Source organism: Chryseobacterium cucumeris, assembly GCF_001593385.1.
Lineage (GTDB): Bacteria > Bacteroidota > Bacteroidia > Flavobacteriales > Weeksellaceae > Chryseobacterium > Chryseobacterium cucumeris.
Genome location: NZ_LUVZ01000012.1, coordinates 220,624 through 235,338 on the forward strand (window position 1 = coordinate 220,624; position 14,715 = coordinate 235,338).

At 36.4% G+C, this 14,715-nt stretch carries 17 protein-coding genes; 8 read left to right on the forward strand and 9 right to left on the reverse strand.

The genetic code is table 11. The features are described from left to right. The first annotated feature begins 13 nt into the window (after positions 1 to 13). Complete coding sequence (gene mutS / locus A1704_RS09935) at positions 14 to 2,605, forward strand: DNA mismatch repair protein MutS (protein ID WP_062672931.1); 2,592 nt, start codon at positions 14 to 16, stop codon at positions 2,603 to 2,605. A gap of 29 nt (positions 2,606 to 2,634) precedes the next feature. On the opposite strand, the gene A1704_RS24455 is transcribed toward mutS, so the two are convergent. The 4 genes from A1704_RS24455 to A1704_RS09945 all read right to left on the reverse strand — a co-directional run bounded on the left by A1704_RS24455 (position 2,635) and on the right by A1704_RS09945 (position 4,273). After that, entirely contained in the window at positions 2,635 to 2,802 is a 168-nt protein-coding gene (locus tag A1704_RS24455) for a hypothetical protein (RefSeq protein WP_157885766.1), read from the reverse strand. A gap of 157 nt (positions 2,803 to 2,959) precedes the next feature. Then, entirely contained in the window at positions 2,960 to 3,115 is a 156-nt protein-coding gene (locus A1704_RS24460; RefSeq protein ID WP_156106405.1) for a hypothetical protein, read from the reverse strand. Between the two features lie 38 nt (positions 3,116 to 3,153). Continuing rightward, on the reverse strand, positions 3,154 to 3,315 hold the full coding sequence (locus A1704_RS24195; protein ID WP_117753098.1) for a bacteriocin: 162 nt from the start codon (positions 3,313 to 3,315) through the stop codon (positions 3,154 to 3,156). A 112-nt stretch (positions 3,316 to 3,427) separates the two neighbouring features. After that, entirely contained in the window at positions 3,428 to 4,273 is an 846-nt protein-coding gene (locus A1704_RS09945; RefSeq protein ID WP_062672933.1) for a hypothetical protein, read from the reverse strand. Between the two features lie 136 nt (positions 4,274 to 4,409). Between A1704_RS09945 and A1704_RS09950 the strand changes: the two genes are divergently transcribed. From A1704_RS09950 to A1704_RS09960, 3 genes are all read left to right on the forward strand, one after another. Further along, entirely contained in the window at positions 4,410 to 4,898 is a 489-nt protein-coding gene (locus A1704_RS09950) for a TlpA family protein disulfide reductase (protein WP_062672935.1), read from the forward strand. An 11-nt stretch (positions 4,899 to 4,909) separates the two neighbouring features. Further along, positions 4,910 to 5,566: a thioredoxin family protein gene (locus tag A1704_RS09955; protein WP_062672937.1), complete on the forward strand. Its 657-nt coding sequence runs from the start codon at positions 4,910 to 4,912 to the stop codon at positions 5,564 to 5,566. Positions 5,567 to 5,641: 75 nt separating this feature from the next. Then, positions 5,642 to 6,037: a ribosomal maturation YjgA family protein gene (locus A1704_RS09960; protein WP_062672939.1), complete on the forward strand. Its 396-nt coding sequence runs from the start codon at positions 5,642 to 5,644 to the stop codon at positions 6,035 to 6,037. 25 nt (positions 6,038 to 6,062) lie between these two features. Here A1704_RS09960 and A1704_RS09965 read toward each other — a convergent pair whose 3' ends face one another. The 5 genes from A1704_RS09965 to A1704_RS09985 are packed head-to-tail and all read right to left on the reverse strand — an operon-like array spanning position 6,063 to position 10,576. Beyond that, complete coding sequence (locus A1704_RS09965; protein ID WP_062672941.1) at positions 6,063 to 6,983, reverse strand: YARHG domain-containing protein; 921 nt, start codon at positions 6,981 to 6,983, stop codon at positions 6,063 to 6,065. Further along, positions 6,980 to 7,618, reverse strand: coding sequence for a DUF2306 domain-containing protein (locus A1704_RS09970; protein ID WP_062672943.1), 639 nt, complete (start codon positions 7,616 to 7,618; stop codon positions 6,980 to 6,982). Before A1704_RS09970 ends, A1704_RS09965 begins: the two co-directional genes overlap by 4 nt. 1 nt (position 7,619) lies before the next feature. Continuing rightward, positions 7,620 to 8,024, reverse strand: coding sequence for an energy transducer TonB (locus tag A1704_RS09975; RefSeq protein ID WP_062672945.1), 405 nt, complete (start codon positions 8,022 to 8,024; stop codon positions 7,620 to 7,622). 19 nt (positions 8,025 to 8,043) lie between these two features. Beyond that, positions 8,044 to 9,342: an alpha/beta fold hydrolase gene (locus A1704_RS09980; protein WP_062672947.1), complete on the reverse strand. Its 1,299-nt coding sequence runs from the start codon at positions 9,340 to 9,342 to the stop codon at positions 8,044 to 8,046. Positions 9,343 to 9,373: 31 nt separating this feature from the next. Beyond that, positions 9,374 to 10,576: a BaiN/RdsA family NAD(P)/FAD-dependent oxidoreductase gene (locus A1704_RS09985; RefSeq protein ID WP_062672950.1), complete on the reverse strand. Its 1,203-nt coding sequence runs from the start codon at positions 10,574 to 10,576 to the stop codon at positions 9,374 to 9,376. A gap of 114 nt (positions 10,577 to 10,690) precedes the next feature. On the opposite strand from A1704_RS09985, the gene A1704_RS09990 reads away from it, so the two are divergent. The 4 genes from A1704_RS09990 (at position 10,691) to A1704_RS10005 (ending at position 14,642) form a co-directional block, all read left to right on the forward strand. Beyond that, positions 10,691 to 11,185, forward strand: a complete 495-nt coding sequence (locus A1704_RS09990) for an acyl-CoA thioesterase (RefSeq protein WP_062673764.1) — start codon at positions 10,691 to 10,693, stop codon at positions 11,183 to 11,185. An 88-nt stretch (positions 11,186 to 11,273) separates the two neighbouring features. Continuing rightward, positions 11,274 to 12,326, forward strand: a complete 1,053-nt coding sequence (gene thiL / locus A1704_RS09995; RefSeq protein ID WP_062672952.1) for a thiamine-phosphate kinase — start codon at positions 11,274 to 11,276, stop codon at positions 12,324 to 12,326. 92 nt (positions 12,327 to 12,418) lie between these two features. After that, positions 12,419 to 13,237 (forward strand): helix-turn-helix domain-containing protein, encoded by an 819-nt coding sequence (locus A1704_RS10000; protein WP_062672954.1) that lies wholly within the window; start codon positions 12,419 to 12,421, stop codon positions 13,235 to 13,237. A gap of 169 nt (positions 13,238 to 13,406) precedes the next feature. Then, positions 13,407 to 14,642 (forward strand): multidrug effflux MFS transporter, encoded by a 1,236-nt coding sequence (locus A1704_RS10005; protein ID WP_082798754.1) that lies wholly within the window; start codon positions 13,407 to 13,409, stop codon positions 14,640 to 14,642. The last annotated feature ends 73 nt before the right edge of the window (positions 14,643 to 14,715 follow it).

Here is a 14,715-nt window from a genome sequence, read left to right on the forward strand (position 1 = left end):
CTCATTTTTTACTATGGCAAAAACGAAGAAGGAAACTCCATTAATGACTCAGTACAATACCATCAAGGGTAAATATCCGGATGCGCTATTGCTTTTCAGGGTAGGGGACTTTTATGAAACTTTTGGGCAGGATGCTGTGAAAACATCCCAGATCTTAGGAATTGTCCTTACCAAAAGAAATAATGGAGAAGGCAGTGTAGAACTTGCAGGATTTCCACACCATTCAATAGACTCTTATCTTCCAAAACTGGTAAGAGCGGGAATGAGAGTTGCGATCTGTGATCAGCTGGAAGATCCGAAAATGGTGAAAGGAATTGTAAAACGTGGTGTTACTGAACTGGTTACGCCTGGTGTTACTTTCAATGACCAGGTTTTGAATTCCAAAAAGAATAACTTCCTGCTTTCATTACACAAGGAAAAAGAGAAGTACGGAATTGCTTTAGTTGATATTTCCACAGGAGAGTTTCTGGTAAGCGAAGGAAACCTGGAAAAGCTTTTACACATTGTAAATACCTTTGATCCGAGTGAGATTATTTTCCAGAGAAGTACACAGATTCCAGAACAGATTAAAAATAAAAATGCCTTTAAGCTTGAAGACTGGGCCTTCCAATATAATTTTGCCTATGAAAAATTAACAAATCACTTTAAAACCAATTCTTTAAAAGGTTTTGGAGTGGAAGGTCTTCCGCTGGCCATTACAGCAGCAGGAGCTATTTTTGCTTATCTTGTAGAAGATACCCATCATAATCTGCTGGCTCATATTACGAAACTGCAGATCATTCCGCAGGAAGATTATCTGATGATGGATAATTTTACCCTGAGAAACCTTGAAATTGTTTATCCAAGCAATCCACAGGGAAAATCTCTGCTTGATATCATTGATAAAACATCTACTCCGATGGGAGGAAGATTGTTGAGAAGAAGAATTATTCTTCCTTTAAAATCTGTGGATGAGATCATGAGAAGACTATCTCTGATTGATTTCTTAAATGAAAACGATGCACTGAAATATGAAATCTGCCAGCTTCTGAAATCCATTTCTGATCTTGACCGGTTGATGGGAAAACTGGCTGCAGAAAAAATTTCACCTAAAGAACTGGGATATTTACGTCAGAGTTTAATTAATATTCATAAAATCAAAGCTTTATTGCATCCTCATGCAGCTGTTTTGGAGTGGTTAGAGCCTTTATTTGATCTGGAAGAACTGATTAAATTTTTGCAAAATCACCTTAATGAAGAACTGCCGGTAAGTATTGCGAAAGGAAATATCATTAAAGAAGGAGTTTCAGAAGAGCTTGACAGACTGAGAAATCTTCAGAGTAAAGGACGTGGTTTCCTGGATGAAATGTGTCAGAGGGAAATTGAAAGAACTGGGATTACCAGCCTTAAAATTGATTTTAACAACGTTTTCGGATATTATATTGAAGTCCGAAATACCCATAAAGATAAAGTTCCGGATGACTGGGTAAGAAAGCAAACCTTAGTGAATGCTGAAAGATACATTACCGAAGAGCTGAAAGAATACGAAAACCAAATCCTTGGCGCCGAAGAAAAAATAGGCGTTCTGGAAACATCCCTGTACAGAAATGTATGTGGGGAAACAATGGTTTATATTGATCAGATCCAGGGGAATTCCAATATCATTGCCCAACTTGATGTGGCTGCAGGATTGTCTGAACTTGCTGTATCTGAGAGTTATACAAAGCCCGTTTTGAATGACGGTTATGCTATCGATTTAAAAGAAGCAAGACACCCGATCATTGAAAATGCACTTCCGTTAGGAGAAAAATATATCCCGAATGATATCTTCCTGGATAAGGATTCGCAGCAGATTATTATGGTAACAGGGCCTAACATGGCCGGTAAATCGGCAATTCTGCGTCAGACGGCTATTGTATGTCTTTTGGCACAGATTGGAAGTTTTGTCCCTGCAAAACATGCGGAGATCGGGATGCTGGATAAAATCTTTACAAGGGTAGGAGCTACCGATAATATTTCTGCCGGAGAATCTACTTTCATGGTAGAAATGAACGAGGCAGCCAATATTCTGAACAATATTTCAGAACGAAGCCTGATCTTATTAGATGAAATCGGCCGTGGAACTTCTACTTATGACGGAGTTTCTATTGCATGGGCGATTGCAGAATATCTTCATCAGCATCCAACGCAGGCAAAAACATTATTTGCTACGCACTATCACGAATTGAACGAAATGACCGTCAATTTCGAAAGGGTGAAAAATTTCCACGTTTCTATTCAGGAAAACAAAGGAAATATCATTTTCCTGAGAAAGCTTGTTCCGGGCGGAAGCGAACACAGTTTCGGTATCCACGTTGCAAAACTGGCCGGAATGCCTGTCAAAGTGGTAAACAGGGCCAATGAAATTCTTAAAACACTTGAAGCGAGCAGAACTCAGGGAAGTGGAAGTACTTCAGAAAGCATTAAAAGAGTGACAGAAGAAAATATGCAGCTTTCTTTCTTCCAATTGGATGATCCTGTTCTTGAGAATATCCGGGAAGAACTGACGAAAATAGATATCAATACTTTAACACCTATTGAAGCTTTGATGAAGCTGAATGCGATAAAAAAAATGATTGGAGGTTAATCCAATCATTTTTTTACAGTTGTTTTGTGTTAGCAGCAGAATCCATCCTGCATCCCGGGAACACCATATCGTTCTTCTCCGGTATGAGGATCTGTACAGCTGATTACTCTTGGGCATACTGGCCTGTTTGCTCCGCCGCTGATTTCTTTCAGCTCAATTTTACTCAATTTTCTTTTCTGATTTTTTAAATTTTTCATAATAATTTTAATTTGGTAAAAGCTAATTTACAAGTTATTTTATTATGTTCAAAATATTGTGAGTCAAATTGTTAACTTTTCAAATCGAAAATCTATTTTATAAAAAAAGATTGAGGGCTGCCTCAATCCTTATTGATCTAACAAAGTGTATGTGATCCTAACAGCAATAGCCATTTTTGTCACCAGCACCTAGCTGCCATTCTTCAAATTCGCCTCTGCGGCAGAATCCATCCCAGCATACTCTGCCACTTCCTGTAATTTCTTTTAACTCACTTTTTGTCAGTTTTCTTTTTTGAATGTTTGATTTTTTCATGATGATTTGATTTTGGTTATTGTTTTTAGTGTATTGGATTAGCAGCAAAATCCGGTGCTGTCTAAAGGTCCTATGGTATATTCATCATCTGTTCCTCTTACCCTGCAAAGGCCTTCCCAGCATATCCCTGGTCCATTTCCTCCTGTAATGTTTTTCAATGCCTTTTTAGTCAGTTTTTTCTGATTGTTTGATTTTTTCATGGTATTTTTAGTTTGATTCAAATCAAATATATAAAAATCATCTATATAATTCTAATGCTTGTGAAAAAATTAACATATCTGCAAAAAAAAAGAGCCTTGTCGGCTCTCTTTATTATAAATGATTGTATTCATAGGTAATCAATTCACTATTCGTTACCCCCGCTCCTGTCTTATTATAGTATGTTTTGACATTTTTTGTTGGGTATCCGCTGTTATTATATTCGTAAGTGGATTTAAAGATTGTCCACTCAGCACTTCCTGCTCCATCGTTATAATTAAGAACATAATTATAACTTAGTATATTGTGTGCAGACCCGCTTTCATCTTCGGTATCAATAATTTTTAAAAAACCTGTTATATTCTTGAAAGGTACATTCTTGGTATCATATACAATAGGCTGTAAAGCACCTGTTCCACTATAAAAACCTCCTGTATTATTAGGTACGGATGCTGTTTCTGTCCAGCTGCTAAGCGAACCATCAGCATTTAATGTTGCGGTTTTGCTGCCTGTTCTTATAGACGAAGATCCGGTAAAGTTTGCCGTATAGGTAATTTTTACACTATTACCTGAAAGATAATTATAATTGGTTTCCACTGTAGAAACCTTTCCGGAAGAAAGGGAAGTTTCACTATATACTTTTTTGCTCAATCTGCTGCTTCCATCATAAGTATATGTCGTTTTATAGCTTGTGCTTGAACCCGTTGTTACCTGCTGGGTAATCAAATCTCCCGAATAGCTGAAAAGAGTAACTTCACCAGTGCTGATGTTTTTAATCTGGGAAATTTTTGAACCATTGTAGGTAAACGTTGATGTATCTCCGTCAGCAACCATTTTGGTTACTAAAACCGGGCTGTTATCATTATTATTACCGTTGTTGTTAGATGATGTATCATCATCGCTGCTGCTTGTACATGATGCCAAAAAGAAAACTGGCAATAGTAAATAAAATTTTTTCATGATTTTGATTTAACGATGTAAAAATATCAAAAAAATGAATTAATGGCCAAATAAATAGGATTTTTTAAAAAAAATGATCAATTGTATGAATTTTATTTTTGTATATTGTTGGATTGTAGTTGTTTGTGTCTTGATAATGAAAAATATAATAAAAATATTAACCCTGTTTTTATTCTGTACGGTTTTTAAAGCTCAGCAGACAGAGGTTTCTGTAGTAAAATATGAAGATATCGAGAAGAGAATTCAGCAGGAAAAAGATAAATTGCTTGTGGTCAACTTCTGGTCTACAACCTGTGGTCCATGCGTAAAAGAACTTCCTCATTTTATGGAGGTAAATAGTAAGTATGCAGATAATGAGAAGTATAAGATGATTCTGGTCTCGTTGGACAGACTGGCGGATCAAGAAAGAGTCTTGAAATTTATTAAAAATAAAAATCTGACTGCTGAAGTACTTTTGTTAGATGATATTAAAAGGATGAACACATGGATTCCAAGATTTGAAAAAGACTGGGATGGAAATATTCCGGTAACATTGTTCTACAAAAACGGATCAAAAATCCATTTCAATGACGGTGAGATGAGCAAAGAAGATCTGGAGAAAACAATTAAAGAAAATCTACAATAAATAATTAAATTATGAAAAATCTGAAAATTGTAATGACTGCATTCATCGTTGGGCTAGGATTACTAAGTTTTACAGCGAAAGATGATGATAAAAATATAAGACAGAAAGAGAATATTTTATTTGTAAAAGGCTATGAAGTAGGGGACGAAGCTACCGATTTTAAGCTTAAAAATATCGACGGGAAAATGGTTTCCCTAAGTGATTTTAAAAGCGCAAAGGGATTCATAGTAGTATTTACTTGTAATCACTGTCCTTATGCTAAAAAATATGAGGACAGAATCATTGAACTGGATAAAAAATATAAAACTCAAGGCTATCCGGTCATTGCCATTAATCCTAATGATCCCAACGTACAGCCCGAAGATGGCTATCAGCAGATGATCGAAAGAGCAAAGCAGAAAGGATTTACTTTTCCTTATCTTGTAGATGAAGGGCAGAAAATTTATCCTCAATACGGTGCTACAAAGACTCCGCATGTTTTTGTGCTGAAAAAAGAAAACGGAAAGAACATCGTAAAATACATTGGTGCTATCGACAACAATTATGATAATCCGAATGATGTCTCAGAATACTATGCTCAGGATGCCGTAAATGCTCTGATCAAAGGAGAACCTGTAAAAATGACTAAAACAGTAGCCATCGGATGTACAATCAAAGTAAAGAAATAATATATTTGTCTTTATAAAATGATAAGATCGGTGTTCTTAGAATGCCGATTTTTTATGCCTTAAACTCAATTTAAAATGAAATTCCAGTTCAGCCTGAAGTATCTGCTTCTCTCCGTATTTATATTTCTTGCAGAAGTGTTGATTGCCACCAAACTAAGTGATATTTTCTTTGTGAGAGCTTATCTTGGGGATGTAATTGTGGTTATGCTTCTTTACACGTTTGTAAAAAGTTTCGTAAAAGTAAATGATCAGAAACTGATTATGGGAATTCTTATTTTTTCATGGATGGTAGAATTTGCACAGTATTTCAATATTGCAGAAAAACTAGGCTTCCGTCCTGGAAGCCTGATGTATATTGTCATTGGAAATTCTTTCTCATGGATAGATAATCTTTGCTATGCTGTAGGCTGTCTGTTGCTCTATATTTTCGTAAAAATGACAAACAGTGATGGTTTAACCTCTACTCCCTAATCCCTGCCACCTAAAAACCTTTTCTCTATCTTCCAAAACTGTCATATTTATCTTCCGCATATTTGGTAAAACGGTTCAGTAAAGCCACATTTTCCTTTTCCATAGGCGAAAGATCATTATCTACATTGCTCGAAACAGGAATATACCAGTCTGTTTGCTCAAAGAAATTTCTGTAAGTTTCTTTTTTGAAGGAATAGCCATGTCTTGCAAATACTGAATTTTTGATGATCTCAAGATCCAGTTTTCTTAAGTTTTTAAGATCCTTTTCTGTCAGTTTCTGCTTGGAAGCATTCAGTTTGAAAATGGCTTCAGATGCGATACGGTTTTTAGAGGTTTTATAGCTTTCTGTTTTTCCGGTTTCTTCATCGGTGTATTTTTCAGTAAATTCTTTTGGATTTGACCAGTCTACAAGGTCAGAATCCTTATCCAGCATAAAATTCGGGTTATAGACAAACTCTTTTTTAATAAGTTTAAGCGTTTTTGAAGGTGCTTTAACCATTGTTTTATCAAAAGCATTCCACTTTCCGGTTAAGCTGTCTCCCTTTAATTTTACTTCAAATCTTCCGTCTGTTTTGTCATTGCCCGGTTCATCAAGCACAAAAGACGTTGTAGCCTCATTGAAAACACCTCTGAACGGGCGCTGATTCCCATTCACGATACTTTGTCCGTAAACACTGTCTTTGGTGATCCTGTTGATCTTTAAAGAAATTCTTTTGTAGTTACTGACATCATATTCTGAGCCATCTGTCTGATCAACCACCTTTTCCATTCCGGCAAATTCGCCGGTATAAATTCCGTAATATTCCTGGTGAACTTCAGGGACTACCGCAGAATCCTTCTTTGCAGCCAGAGAATCTTTTCCTGATTCAGTAATCTTTCCTTCTTTTTTGCAGCTTAACATAGCAACTGTAAGCAGGGAAATCAGTGTGTAATTTACAATTTTCATAGATGTTTTTTTGTGATTAAATATTCAATAATAAGGATGTTGGGAATCCAGCCCAGCCATGCAATGATCTGATAGAGATCCATAGGATTGGGATGAAATAAATATACAATAATTACCTTCCACATTCTCAGGGTAATAGCAGATAAAGTAAAAGCAAAGCTACGCCACATCCATTGTTTGTGTTCTTTAAACCTTTTCTGTCTTGCCAGCTGATAGGCTTTCAATGTTGAAAACCACCATAAAAAGCCTAAAATAATAAAGGAAATCTTTGAAAAAAGGCCTCCGTTGGCAAAAATTCCCATATAAATTCCTGAAGGCGCTGCAAAAATCAGGATGAGAAAAGTATATAGTTTTCCCATATTCCTGTGGAAATTATTGACGCCAAAATTCTTTCTGAGTAGAGCCAGAAAACCTGAAAAAAGCACAAAGATGCTCGTATAAACATGGGTATAGAAAAAATAAAGATATTCCGGTCTTTCCGATACTTCTGTCTGTTTAATCATCAGAAAGCTGACTTCAGGATTAAAAGGAATATATTCTAAGGTAATTTTCAGCATCAGCCAAAAGAAATATGCAAATCCAAGAACCAAAAGGATTTTAAAGAAAACTGCAGTATTTCTTTTGGCGAATAGCATTTTAATAATTTTTAAAAGTCATAGGAACGTTATATGTTGATTTAATGGCTTGCCCATTTTTAGTGGCGGGTTTCCATCTTTTTTTTAAAGCATTCATCACACGATCCATTTCTTTATTCAGAGCAGGGTTGTTTCCTGTTGTTGAAATAGAACTTATACTTCCATCAGGATTAACATCAAAAGATGTTAATGATTTCGATGTACCAGATGCTTTCTCCATACAGGAAAGATCAAAGATTTTACTGATATCCTGTCTTAGGGCAGTCATTCCCCCTGGATATTCAACAGGTGTAGTAACTGTGTTTTCTGTATTATTGTCTGGATTATAAGTAGTTTCTGGCTGGTTGGTTTGTGAAAATGCGAGTCCAAAACCAAGACACAAAGCGAAGGTTACTATTTTTTTCATGATTTATTTTGTATTCAGATTATTTATTTTCAAAGAAATCAATGACTAATTCATTGAATAATTCCGGTTTTTCTTCGGGAACATAATGATTGGCATTGGGGATAATGGCTAATTGTCCTTTGGGGATAGATTCTGCGATTTTTACCGTATGTTCTGTTTTTATAAGATCATTATCACCAGCAATGATTAATGATGGACACTGAATTTTATTCAGGTCTTCATATTTCCATTGAGGATACTTCAAATCCAGATTCAGAAGATCAATAAAGATGTCATTTTTATGGTCTTTGTTCTCTTTAGTAAGGCTTACAAGCATTTCTTTCATGGATTTTAAATCATGATCTTTGACTCCTTCCGGAAAAATATTGGCTCCTGAACAGGCAATTTTGTCTACCATTTCTGGATATTTCATGGCCATAGACAGTGCGAGAATTCCTCCGTCACTCCAGCCCAGAATTTTTGTTTTTTTGATGTTCAGCTTTTCTAAAAACTGCTTAATATCCTCTGTCTGAATATCGAAGGTAAGTTCCTTCGTTTTGTCATAAGTAGATCTTCCTCTTTCACGGCAATCTATAATGATCACTTTATATTTTTTAGCAAAGGTGTCTTTTTGGTTCATAAAGGCACTGATAGATTGGCCATTACCATGAAGCATAAGAACCGGCTCACCTTCTCCATAGGTTTCATAATATAATTTGATGCCGTTAACATCCATAAATTTTCCTTCCGGCATTGTTCCGATAATACCACGACCTTTGATCAACAAAGATTTGTTACCACTGAATGGTTGATAATCCGAAGTTTCAATGGTAAAATGCTTTACGTGCTTTATTTTCTGAGAATGGATTCCTTCAAACCAGCCACCTGATGTAATATCTTTCTCAAAACCTGAATTTTCCAAAGGGATTTCAATCCATTTTTTTGACTTTCCATCATTGACTTCCAGCTTAAAATCGTCAAAATAAAAATCCCCATTGTTTTGAGCAAATGCTCCGATAGTCATGGTCTTCGCAGATGGATTGATGGTTCCTTTTATTTCGTAGGTTTTCCATTCACGGGTTACCTGGATTCCATAATATTGATTTTCAAAGAAACTGGTAGACTCATCTTTATTATTTATTCTGCACCATAACCCACAATTGGAGCCATTATCCTCATTCTCTTTTCTGATTTTTGCCGTTATACGGAAGTTCCAATTCTGTTTATGCTCTATATTGACAGCTTGTGTGAATGATGTCCAGTCAGAGACGATTGTTTTTTCCTGGCTGTATCCTAAAAAGAACCAGAGTAAAAGAAAGAAACCGAAATTTTTTTTCATGTATTTAGTTTTTATTAAAAGTAATCATTTTTTACAAGCTGTTAAGATCCTGTGCAATCAGCCATCCTTCACTCCAGCATGCCTGGAAATTGAATCCTCCGGTCACGGCGTCAATATTCAGAACTTCTCCGGCAATATAGAAATTAGGAAGTAATTTGGAAGACATGTTTTTAAAGTTAATTTCCTTTAAATCAACACCTCCAGCTGTTACGAACTCATCTTTGAAAGTAGATTTTCCGGTTACCTGAAACTTTTTTCGGCAAAGGTTTTCTAGGATTTTCTGCATCTCTTTTCCGGAAATATTAGCCACCTGTTTGTTGAGATCGACCTTTGAAATTTCTAAGATTTTCTGCCAGAATCTGTTGGTAATATCAAAGATCTTTGATTGTCCGATGGTTTTTTTAGGGTTGCTTTGCTTGAAATTATGGAATACTTCCTCTGCTTCATCCATTTCTATGGAAATGAAATTCACTTCAATTTCAAAGTTGTATTTAAGTTTTGCCAGACTGATGGCTTCCCACGCAGAAATTTTGAGAACAGCAGGTCCGGAAAGTCCCCAGTGCGTAATAAGCAAAGGCCCGCTTTCTTCCGTTTTCAGTTTAGGAATTGAAATTCCGGCATTTTCAAAGCTTGTTCCAGGAAGGTCTTTCAGCAATTCATCTTTAATATTGAAGGTGAAAAGGGAAGGCACAAGGTCTACAATCTTATGCCCCAGATTTTCGACAATTTTCAATGATTTTGGAGAACTTCCGGTCGTATAAACGATATAATCTGCTTCAAAATCTCCAGAATTGGTCTTTACAATATACTTTTCGTCCTGTTTTTCAATCTCTTTTACCGTACATTTTGTCTGCACAGTAACATTTTTCTTTTGAGTTTCATTCAGAAAAGTATTGATGATGGTCTGGGAAGAGTTGCTTTCAGGAAAAGTTCTGTTATCATTTTCAATTTTTAAAGGAACATTACGCTGGTCAAACCATTCCATTGTATCACCAGGCTGAAATTTAGTAAAGACACTTAGCAATTCCTTGTTTCCACGGGGATAAAACTGCACCAGTTCTCTTGGATCAAAGCATGCGTGAGTAACATTGCAGCGTCCGCCTCCGGAAATTTTAACTTTCTGAAGGACATCTGAGTTCTGTTCTAAAATTGTAATTATATATTTCTTTTCGTCAAGATTAGATGCGCAGAAAAAGCCTGCAGCACCGCCTCCGATAATAATGATCTGTTTCATGTATGGGTAATCCTATGCGGAAGATTATTTTTTCAAAAGTACAATTTTTATAAACCATCTTATTTGAGTATTTTTGAAGATTATAATTTTAATTATATCAAAAACGATTTTCATATGATTTTCTACCATAAATTTGAAGTAAGATGGAGCGACCTTGATGCCAATAAGCACCTGGCCAATTCATCATATGTGCAATATTGTGCACAGGCCAGAATGGCTTTTATGACTAAAGAGAAAATGGGGGTTACCCAGCTGAGCAGATGGGGAATCGGCCCGGTGATCCTGCATGAAAGATATTCTTTCTTCAAAGAGATCTATGCAGATCAGACGGTAATCGTAAGTGTGGAAATAGACGGATGTGCAGAAGACTCTTCCATCTATCGTTTCGTACACAAATTCTATACACCGGACGGAATGCACTGTGCTACGGCAGAAGCTACAGGCGTATGGATTGATATGATGCTTAGAAAAATGACCACTCCGCCGGATGATGTAGTGGAAGCAATGAATAAATATAAAACCGCGGACACTGTTGTATTATCGAAAGAAGATTTCAAAAAGTTTCCTTTCCACCCACACAATATTGACCCGGCTGAAATTAATATATAAATGATGAATGATGGTTGATACAGAATGAAAATCTGTATTCAGGAATATCAATTATCATTTATCAACCATCACTTATAAAAAGAAATTTATGTTTGAAGATAAATCACAGGAGCTGACGCCCATTTCAAAATTAGGAGAATTTGGTCTTATTAAACATTTGACAGAGTATTTTCCGTTATCCAATGAATCTTCAGAGCTTGGAGTAGGAGATGATGCAGCAGTTATTAATCCTGATAACAAAAAAGTAGTTCTTACAACAGATGTATTGGCGGAGGGTGTACACTTTAATTTAGGATATGTTCCCTTAAAGCATTTAGGCTATAAAGCGGTAGTGGTAAACCTGAGCGATATTGCAGCAATGAATGCAACACCTACACAGATATTGGTTTCCCTTGCGGTGTCCAATCGTTTTCCAGTGGAAGCATTAGAAGAAATCTATTCAGGAATTCAGGCAGCATGTGGAAGATATAAGGTTGACCTTATCGGAGGAGATACAACAAGTTCTAATTCGGGTCTTGTAATGAGTATTACCGCTGTAGGAATTGAAAATGAAGAAAATATCGTAAAAAGAAGTGGTGCAAAACCAAATGATCTTCTTGTTGTAACAGGAGATTTAGGTGGAGCCTATATGGGTTTACAGATTCTGGAAAGAGAACATGCTGTGTACCTTGCTAATCCGAATATGCAGCCAGAAATGGAGGGCTATGATTATATCCTTGAAAGACAGCTGAAGCCTGAAGCAAGAACAGACGTTAAAAAGATTCTGGAAGAACTGGATATTAAACCAACTTCTATGATTGATATTTCAGATGGTCTGGCTTCCGAAATCCTTCACCTTTCAGATCAATCCAATGTTGGATTCAGATTGTACGAGGAAAAAATTCCGTTAGACAATCTTACGATCTCTACAGCAGATGAAATGAACTTAAATCCTGTAATGACAGCTTTAAGTGGTGGTGAAGATTATGAATTGCTATTCACAATTTCATCTGGAGACTTTGATAAAATTAAAAATCACCCCGACTTTACCATTATAGGGCATGCCGTAGAAAAAGAAGAAGGAAACTTTATGGTAGCCAGAGGATCAAACCAATTGGTTGCTCTGACCGCTCAGGGATGGGATGCTTTTTTAAGCCAATAAAATCGAAAAATTATATTTAATTTTAAATATTGTAAGAAAACCGTAGTATTTTTTGCTGCGGTTTTCGCTTTCTCTGATCAAATACATTAGCAATGAATTCATCTGAAAAAAATATTCCTGTTCATAATCTGATGTCTGAAGAATTTCAGGTTAACACTTTAGAAAATGGACATCCGGAGAACTTCGAGGATATTCATCGGCATAATTTTTTTGAGATTATCTGGTTCAAAGAAGTACATACAGATAGCCGTCTTGAACTGGATTTTGAAAGCTATACCGTAAAAAATAATCAGCTCTGTATTATCGTTCCCGGTCAGGTTTTTAATATGAAACTCCGTGATGAAAAAGGCTATGTGCTGGCCATAAGCAAAGAAATTTTCAAAGAAGCCTGTGATACGGAAGTGGTCTTGGCCAACGGAGCAAGACCTTTCTTTTTGGATGCAGAAAGCAGTGAAACCGGAAATATGCTTATTTCAATGATTAAAAGAGAGTATCTGGGATCCGGGCGTGTTGAAATTTTAAAAGCTTATCTGAGAGCCTTCTGCCTGATCATTACAGATCAGATTACGATGCAGAATACTGCTGAAGATGAAAAACCGAGGATTCAGCAACTTGCAGCCTTGATAGAAGAGTATTATATCACAGAGAAAAATACAGACTTTTATGCTGAACAGCTCAAAATAAGTGCCCATCACCTCAATGACATTGTCCGGCTTTCAAGAGGAACGACAGTGAAAAAAATGATTGCGCAGAGACTTATTCTGGAAGCCAAAAGAGAGCTTAGTTTTGGCGCTTTAACGGTAAAGGAGATTGCTTTTAAACTAGGTTTTAGCGATGCTTCTTACTTTTCCCGGTTTTTTAAAAAGCATACCCGGCAGAATCCGGAAGGATTCAGGCCTGGAAAAGGTTAATCCTCAGAATGTTCCTTTGGTTTTTATTTTAAATAAATAATCCAGGGGTAATCAGATAGAGTAATCCTCAGTTTGTGCTATCCTTCCTTCAGTTCTTTTATTGAAAAACGATACTTTTTACAGCAATTTTGCAGCTGAAAAAATCGCCTGAGAAGGCTTATTGTTATTTATGAAGAAGAATTTGAACATCGTAGTGTTTATTCTCGCACTACTCAACACGTTAGAGTCGTTAAGTATAGACCTTTATCTTCCCGCTTTCCCAAGTATGGCGAAGATTTTTAATACCGATATCGGACACATTCAGGTATCCATTTCTGTGTTTTTTGCCGGATTTGCTTTCGGGCAGCTGTTATGGGGACCTTTATCAGACAAAAAAGGAAGAAAACCCATGTTGTATTGCGGACTTTTGCTTTTTATCATAGGAGCTACAGCTATCTACTTTACCTCTGATATTTATGTATTATGGGGCATGCGTTTCCTACAGGCATTCGGAGGAAGTGCCGGAATTGTTATCGGAAGGGCAATTATTATTGATCTCTATGATAAGCATAAGGCTGTCACTATCTTTTCACAGCAGTCGCAGATCAGTGGTATTGCCCCGATTGTAGCTCCGTTACTGGGAAGTGTATTCCTTAAATTCTGGGGATGGAACAGTTCTTTTGCCTTTTTATGCATCATGGGGCTGATTACCTTTTTCATGGTCTACAAGTATGTGCCGGAAACCAATACCAGAATTCATCTTTCCGATGATGAGATGTTGAATGAAAAAGGACTAAAAGATCAGCTGAAAATGATCATTTCCAACAGGGACTTTATCAACAGCACCCTGGTAGGAAGTATTGCCTTTGCTTCTTTGATTATTTATATCTCCAATGCACCGTTTTTATTCATGGAGATCCATGGATTTTCGAGTGGTACATTTAGCTTTATATTTGCTTTTAACTCACTGGCATTGATAACAGCCGCTTATATTACGCCTAAACTGATCAAAAGAATAAGCAATTCAACACTTTTATTTGCTGCTACAATTGTTTTGTTGGTGGTATGTACCCTTCATATTCTGATTGCAGCTGAAAATCTTTCTGTAGCCTTAGAAATTGCTATGTTGTATCTGTCATTACTGGCTATTGGTATTTTGTTTCCTATTACATCAGCTCATGCTTTGTCTCCATTCAAAGAAGGCAGAGGAACAGCTGCGGCACTGCTTGGTTTTATGCAGTTGATGGTAACTTTCTTAATATCAGGCTTGATAGGATTCTTAGAAGCAGATTCTATCATTCCTATGGTGGTAACACGCTCAGCAATGGCATTGATTGCAGTGTGGTTTGGATACCGGATTTTTAAAACTCAAAAAAGAGAAAGCTTAAACACCAGTTCTAATCCGGAAATTGATCCTGTTATTTAATCCGGTTGTCATACAATCCGGGCACTTAATCAAGTAATTTTTGTAAAAAATAGTCAAAGGGTTCTCTTTGCAT

Excerpts from the sequence above, each read along its gene's own strand:
- A1704_RS09980 (WP_062672947.1), bottom strand. The coding sequence starts at position 9,342 with ATGAAAAAAAATTTCGGTTTCTTTCTTTTACTCTGGTTCTTTTTAGGA.
- thiL (WP_062672952.1), top strand. The coding sequence starts at position 11,274 with ATGTTTGAAGATAAATCACAGGAGCTGACGCCCATTTCAAAATTAGGA.
- A1704_RS10000 (WP_062672954.1), top strand. The coding sequence starts at position 12,419 with ATGAATTCATCTGAAAAAAATATTCCTGTTCATAATCTGATGTCTGAA.
- A1704_RS09960 (WP_062672939.1), top strand. The coding sequence starts at position 5,642 with ATGAAATTCCAGTTCAGCCTGAAGTATCTGCTTCTCTCCGTATTTATA.
- A1704_RS09945 (WP_062672933.1), bottom strand. The coding sequence starts at position 4,273 with ATGAAAAAATTTTATTTACTATTGCCAGTTTTCTTTTTGGCATCATGT.
- A1704_RS09965 (WP_062672941.1), bottom strand. The coding sequence starts at position 6,983 with ATGAAAATTGTAAATTACACACTGATTTCCCTGCTTACAGTTGCTATG.
- A1704_RS09975 (WP_062672945.1), bottom strand. The coding sequence starts at position 8,024 with ATGAAAAAAATAGTAACCTTCGCTTTGTGTCTTGGTTTTGGACTCGCA.
- A1704_RS09990 (WP_062673764.1), top strand. The coding sequence starts at position 10,691 with ATGATTTTCTACCATAAATTTGAAGTAAGATGGAGCGACCTTGATGCC.
- A1704_RS09985 (WP_062672950.1), bottom strand. The coding sequence starts at position 10,576 with ATGAAACAGATCATTATTATCGGAGGCGGTGCTGCAGGCTTTTTCTGC.
- A1704_RS24455 (WP_157885766.1), bottom strand. The coding sequence starts at position 2,802 with ATGAAAAATTTAAAAAATCAGAAAAGAAAATTGAGTAAAATTGAGCTG.
- A1704_RS24460 (WP_156106405.1), bottom strand. The coding sequence starts at position 3,115 with ATGAAAAAATCAAACATTCAAAAAAGAAAACTGACAAAAAGTGAGTTA.
- A1704_RS24195 (WP_117753098.1), bottom strand. The coding sequence starts at position 3,315 with ATGAAAAAATCAAACAATCAGAAAAAACTGACTAAAAAGGCATTGAAA.
- A1704_RS09970 (WP_062672943.1), bottom strand. The coding sequence starts at position 7,618 with ATGCTATTCGCCAAAAGAAATACTGCAGTTTTCTTTAAAATCCTTTTG.
- A1704_RS10005 (WP_082798754.1), top strand. The coding sequence starts at position 13,407 with ATGAAGAAGAATTTGAACATCGTAGTGTTTATTCTCGCACTACTCAAC.
- A1704_RS09955 (WP_062672937.1), top strand. The coding sequence starts at position 4,910 with ATGAAAAATCTGAAAATTGTAATGACTGCATTCATCGTTGGGCTAGGA.
- A1704_RS09950 (WP_062672935.1), top strand. The coding sequence starts at position 4,410 with ATGAAAAATATAATAAAAATATTAACCCTGTTTTTATTCTGTACGGTT.
- mutS (WP_062672931.1), top strand. The coding sequence starts at position 14 with ATGGCAAAAACGAAGAAGGAAACTCCATTAATGACTCAGTACAATACC.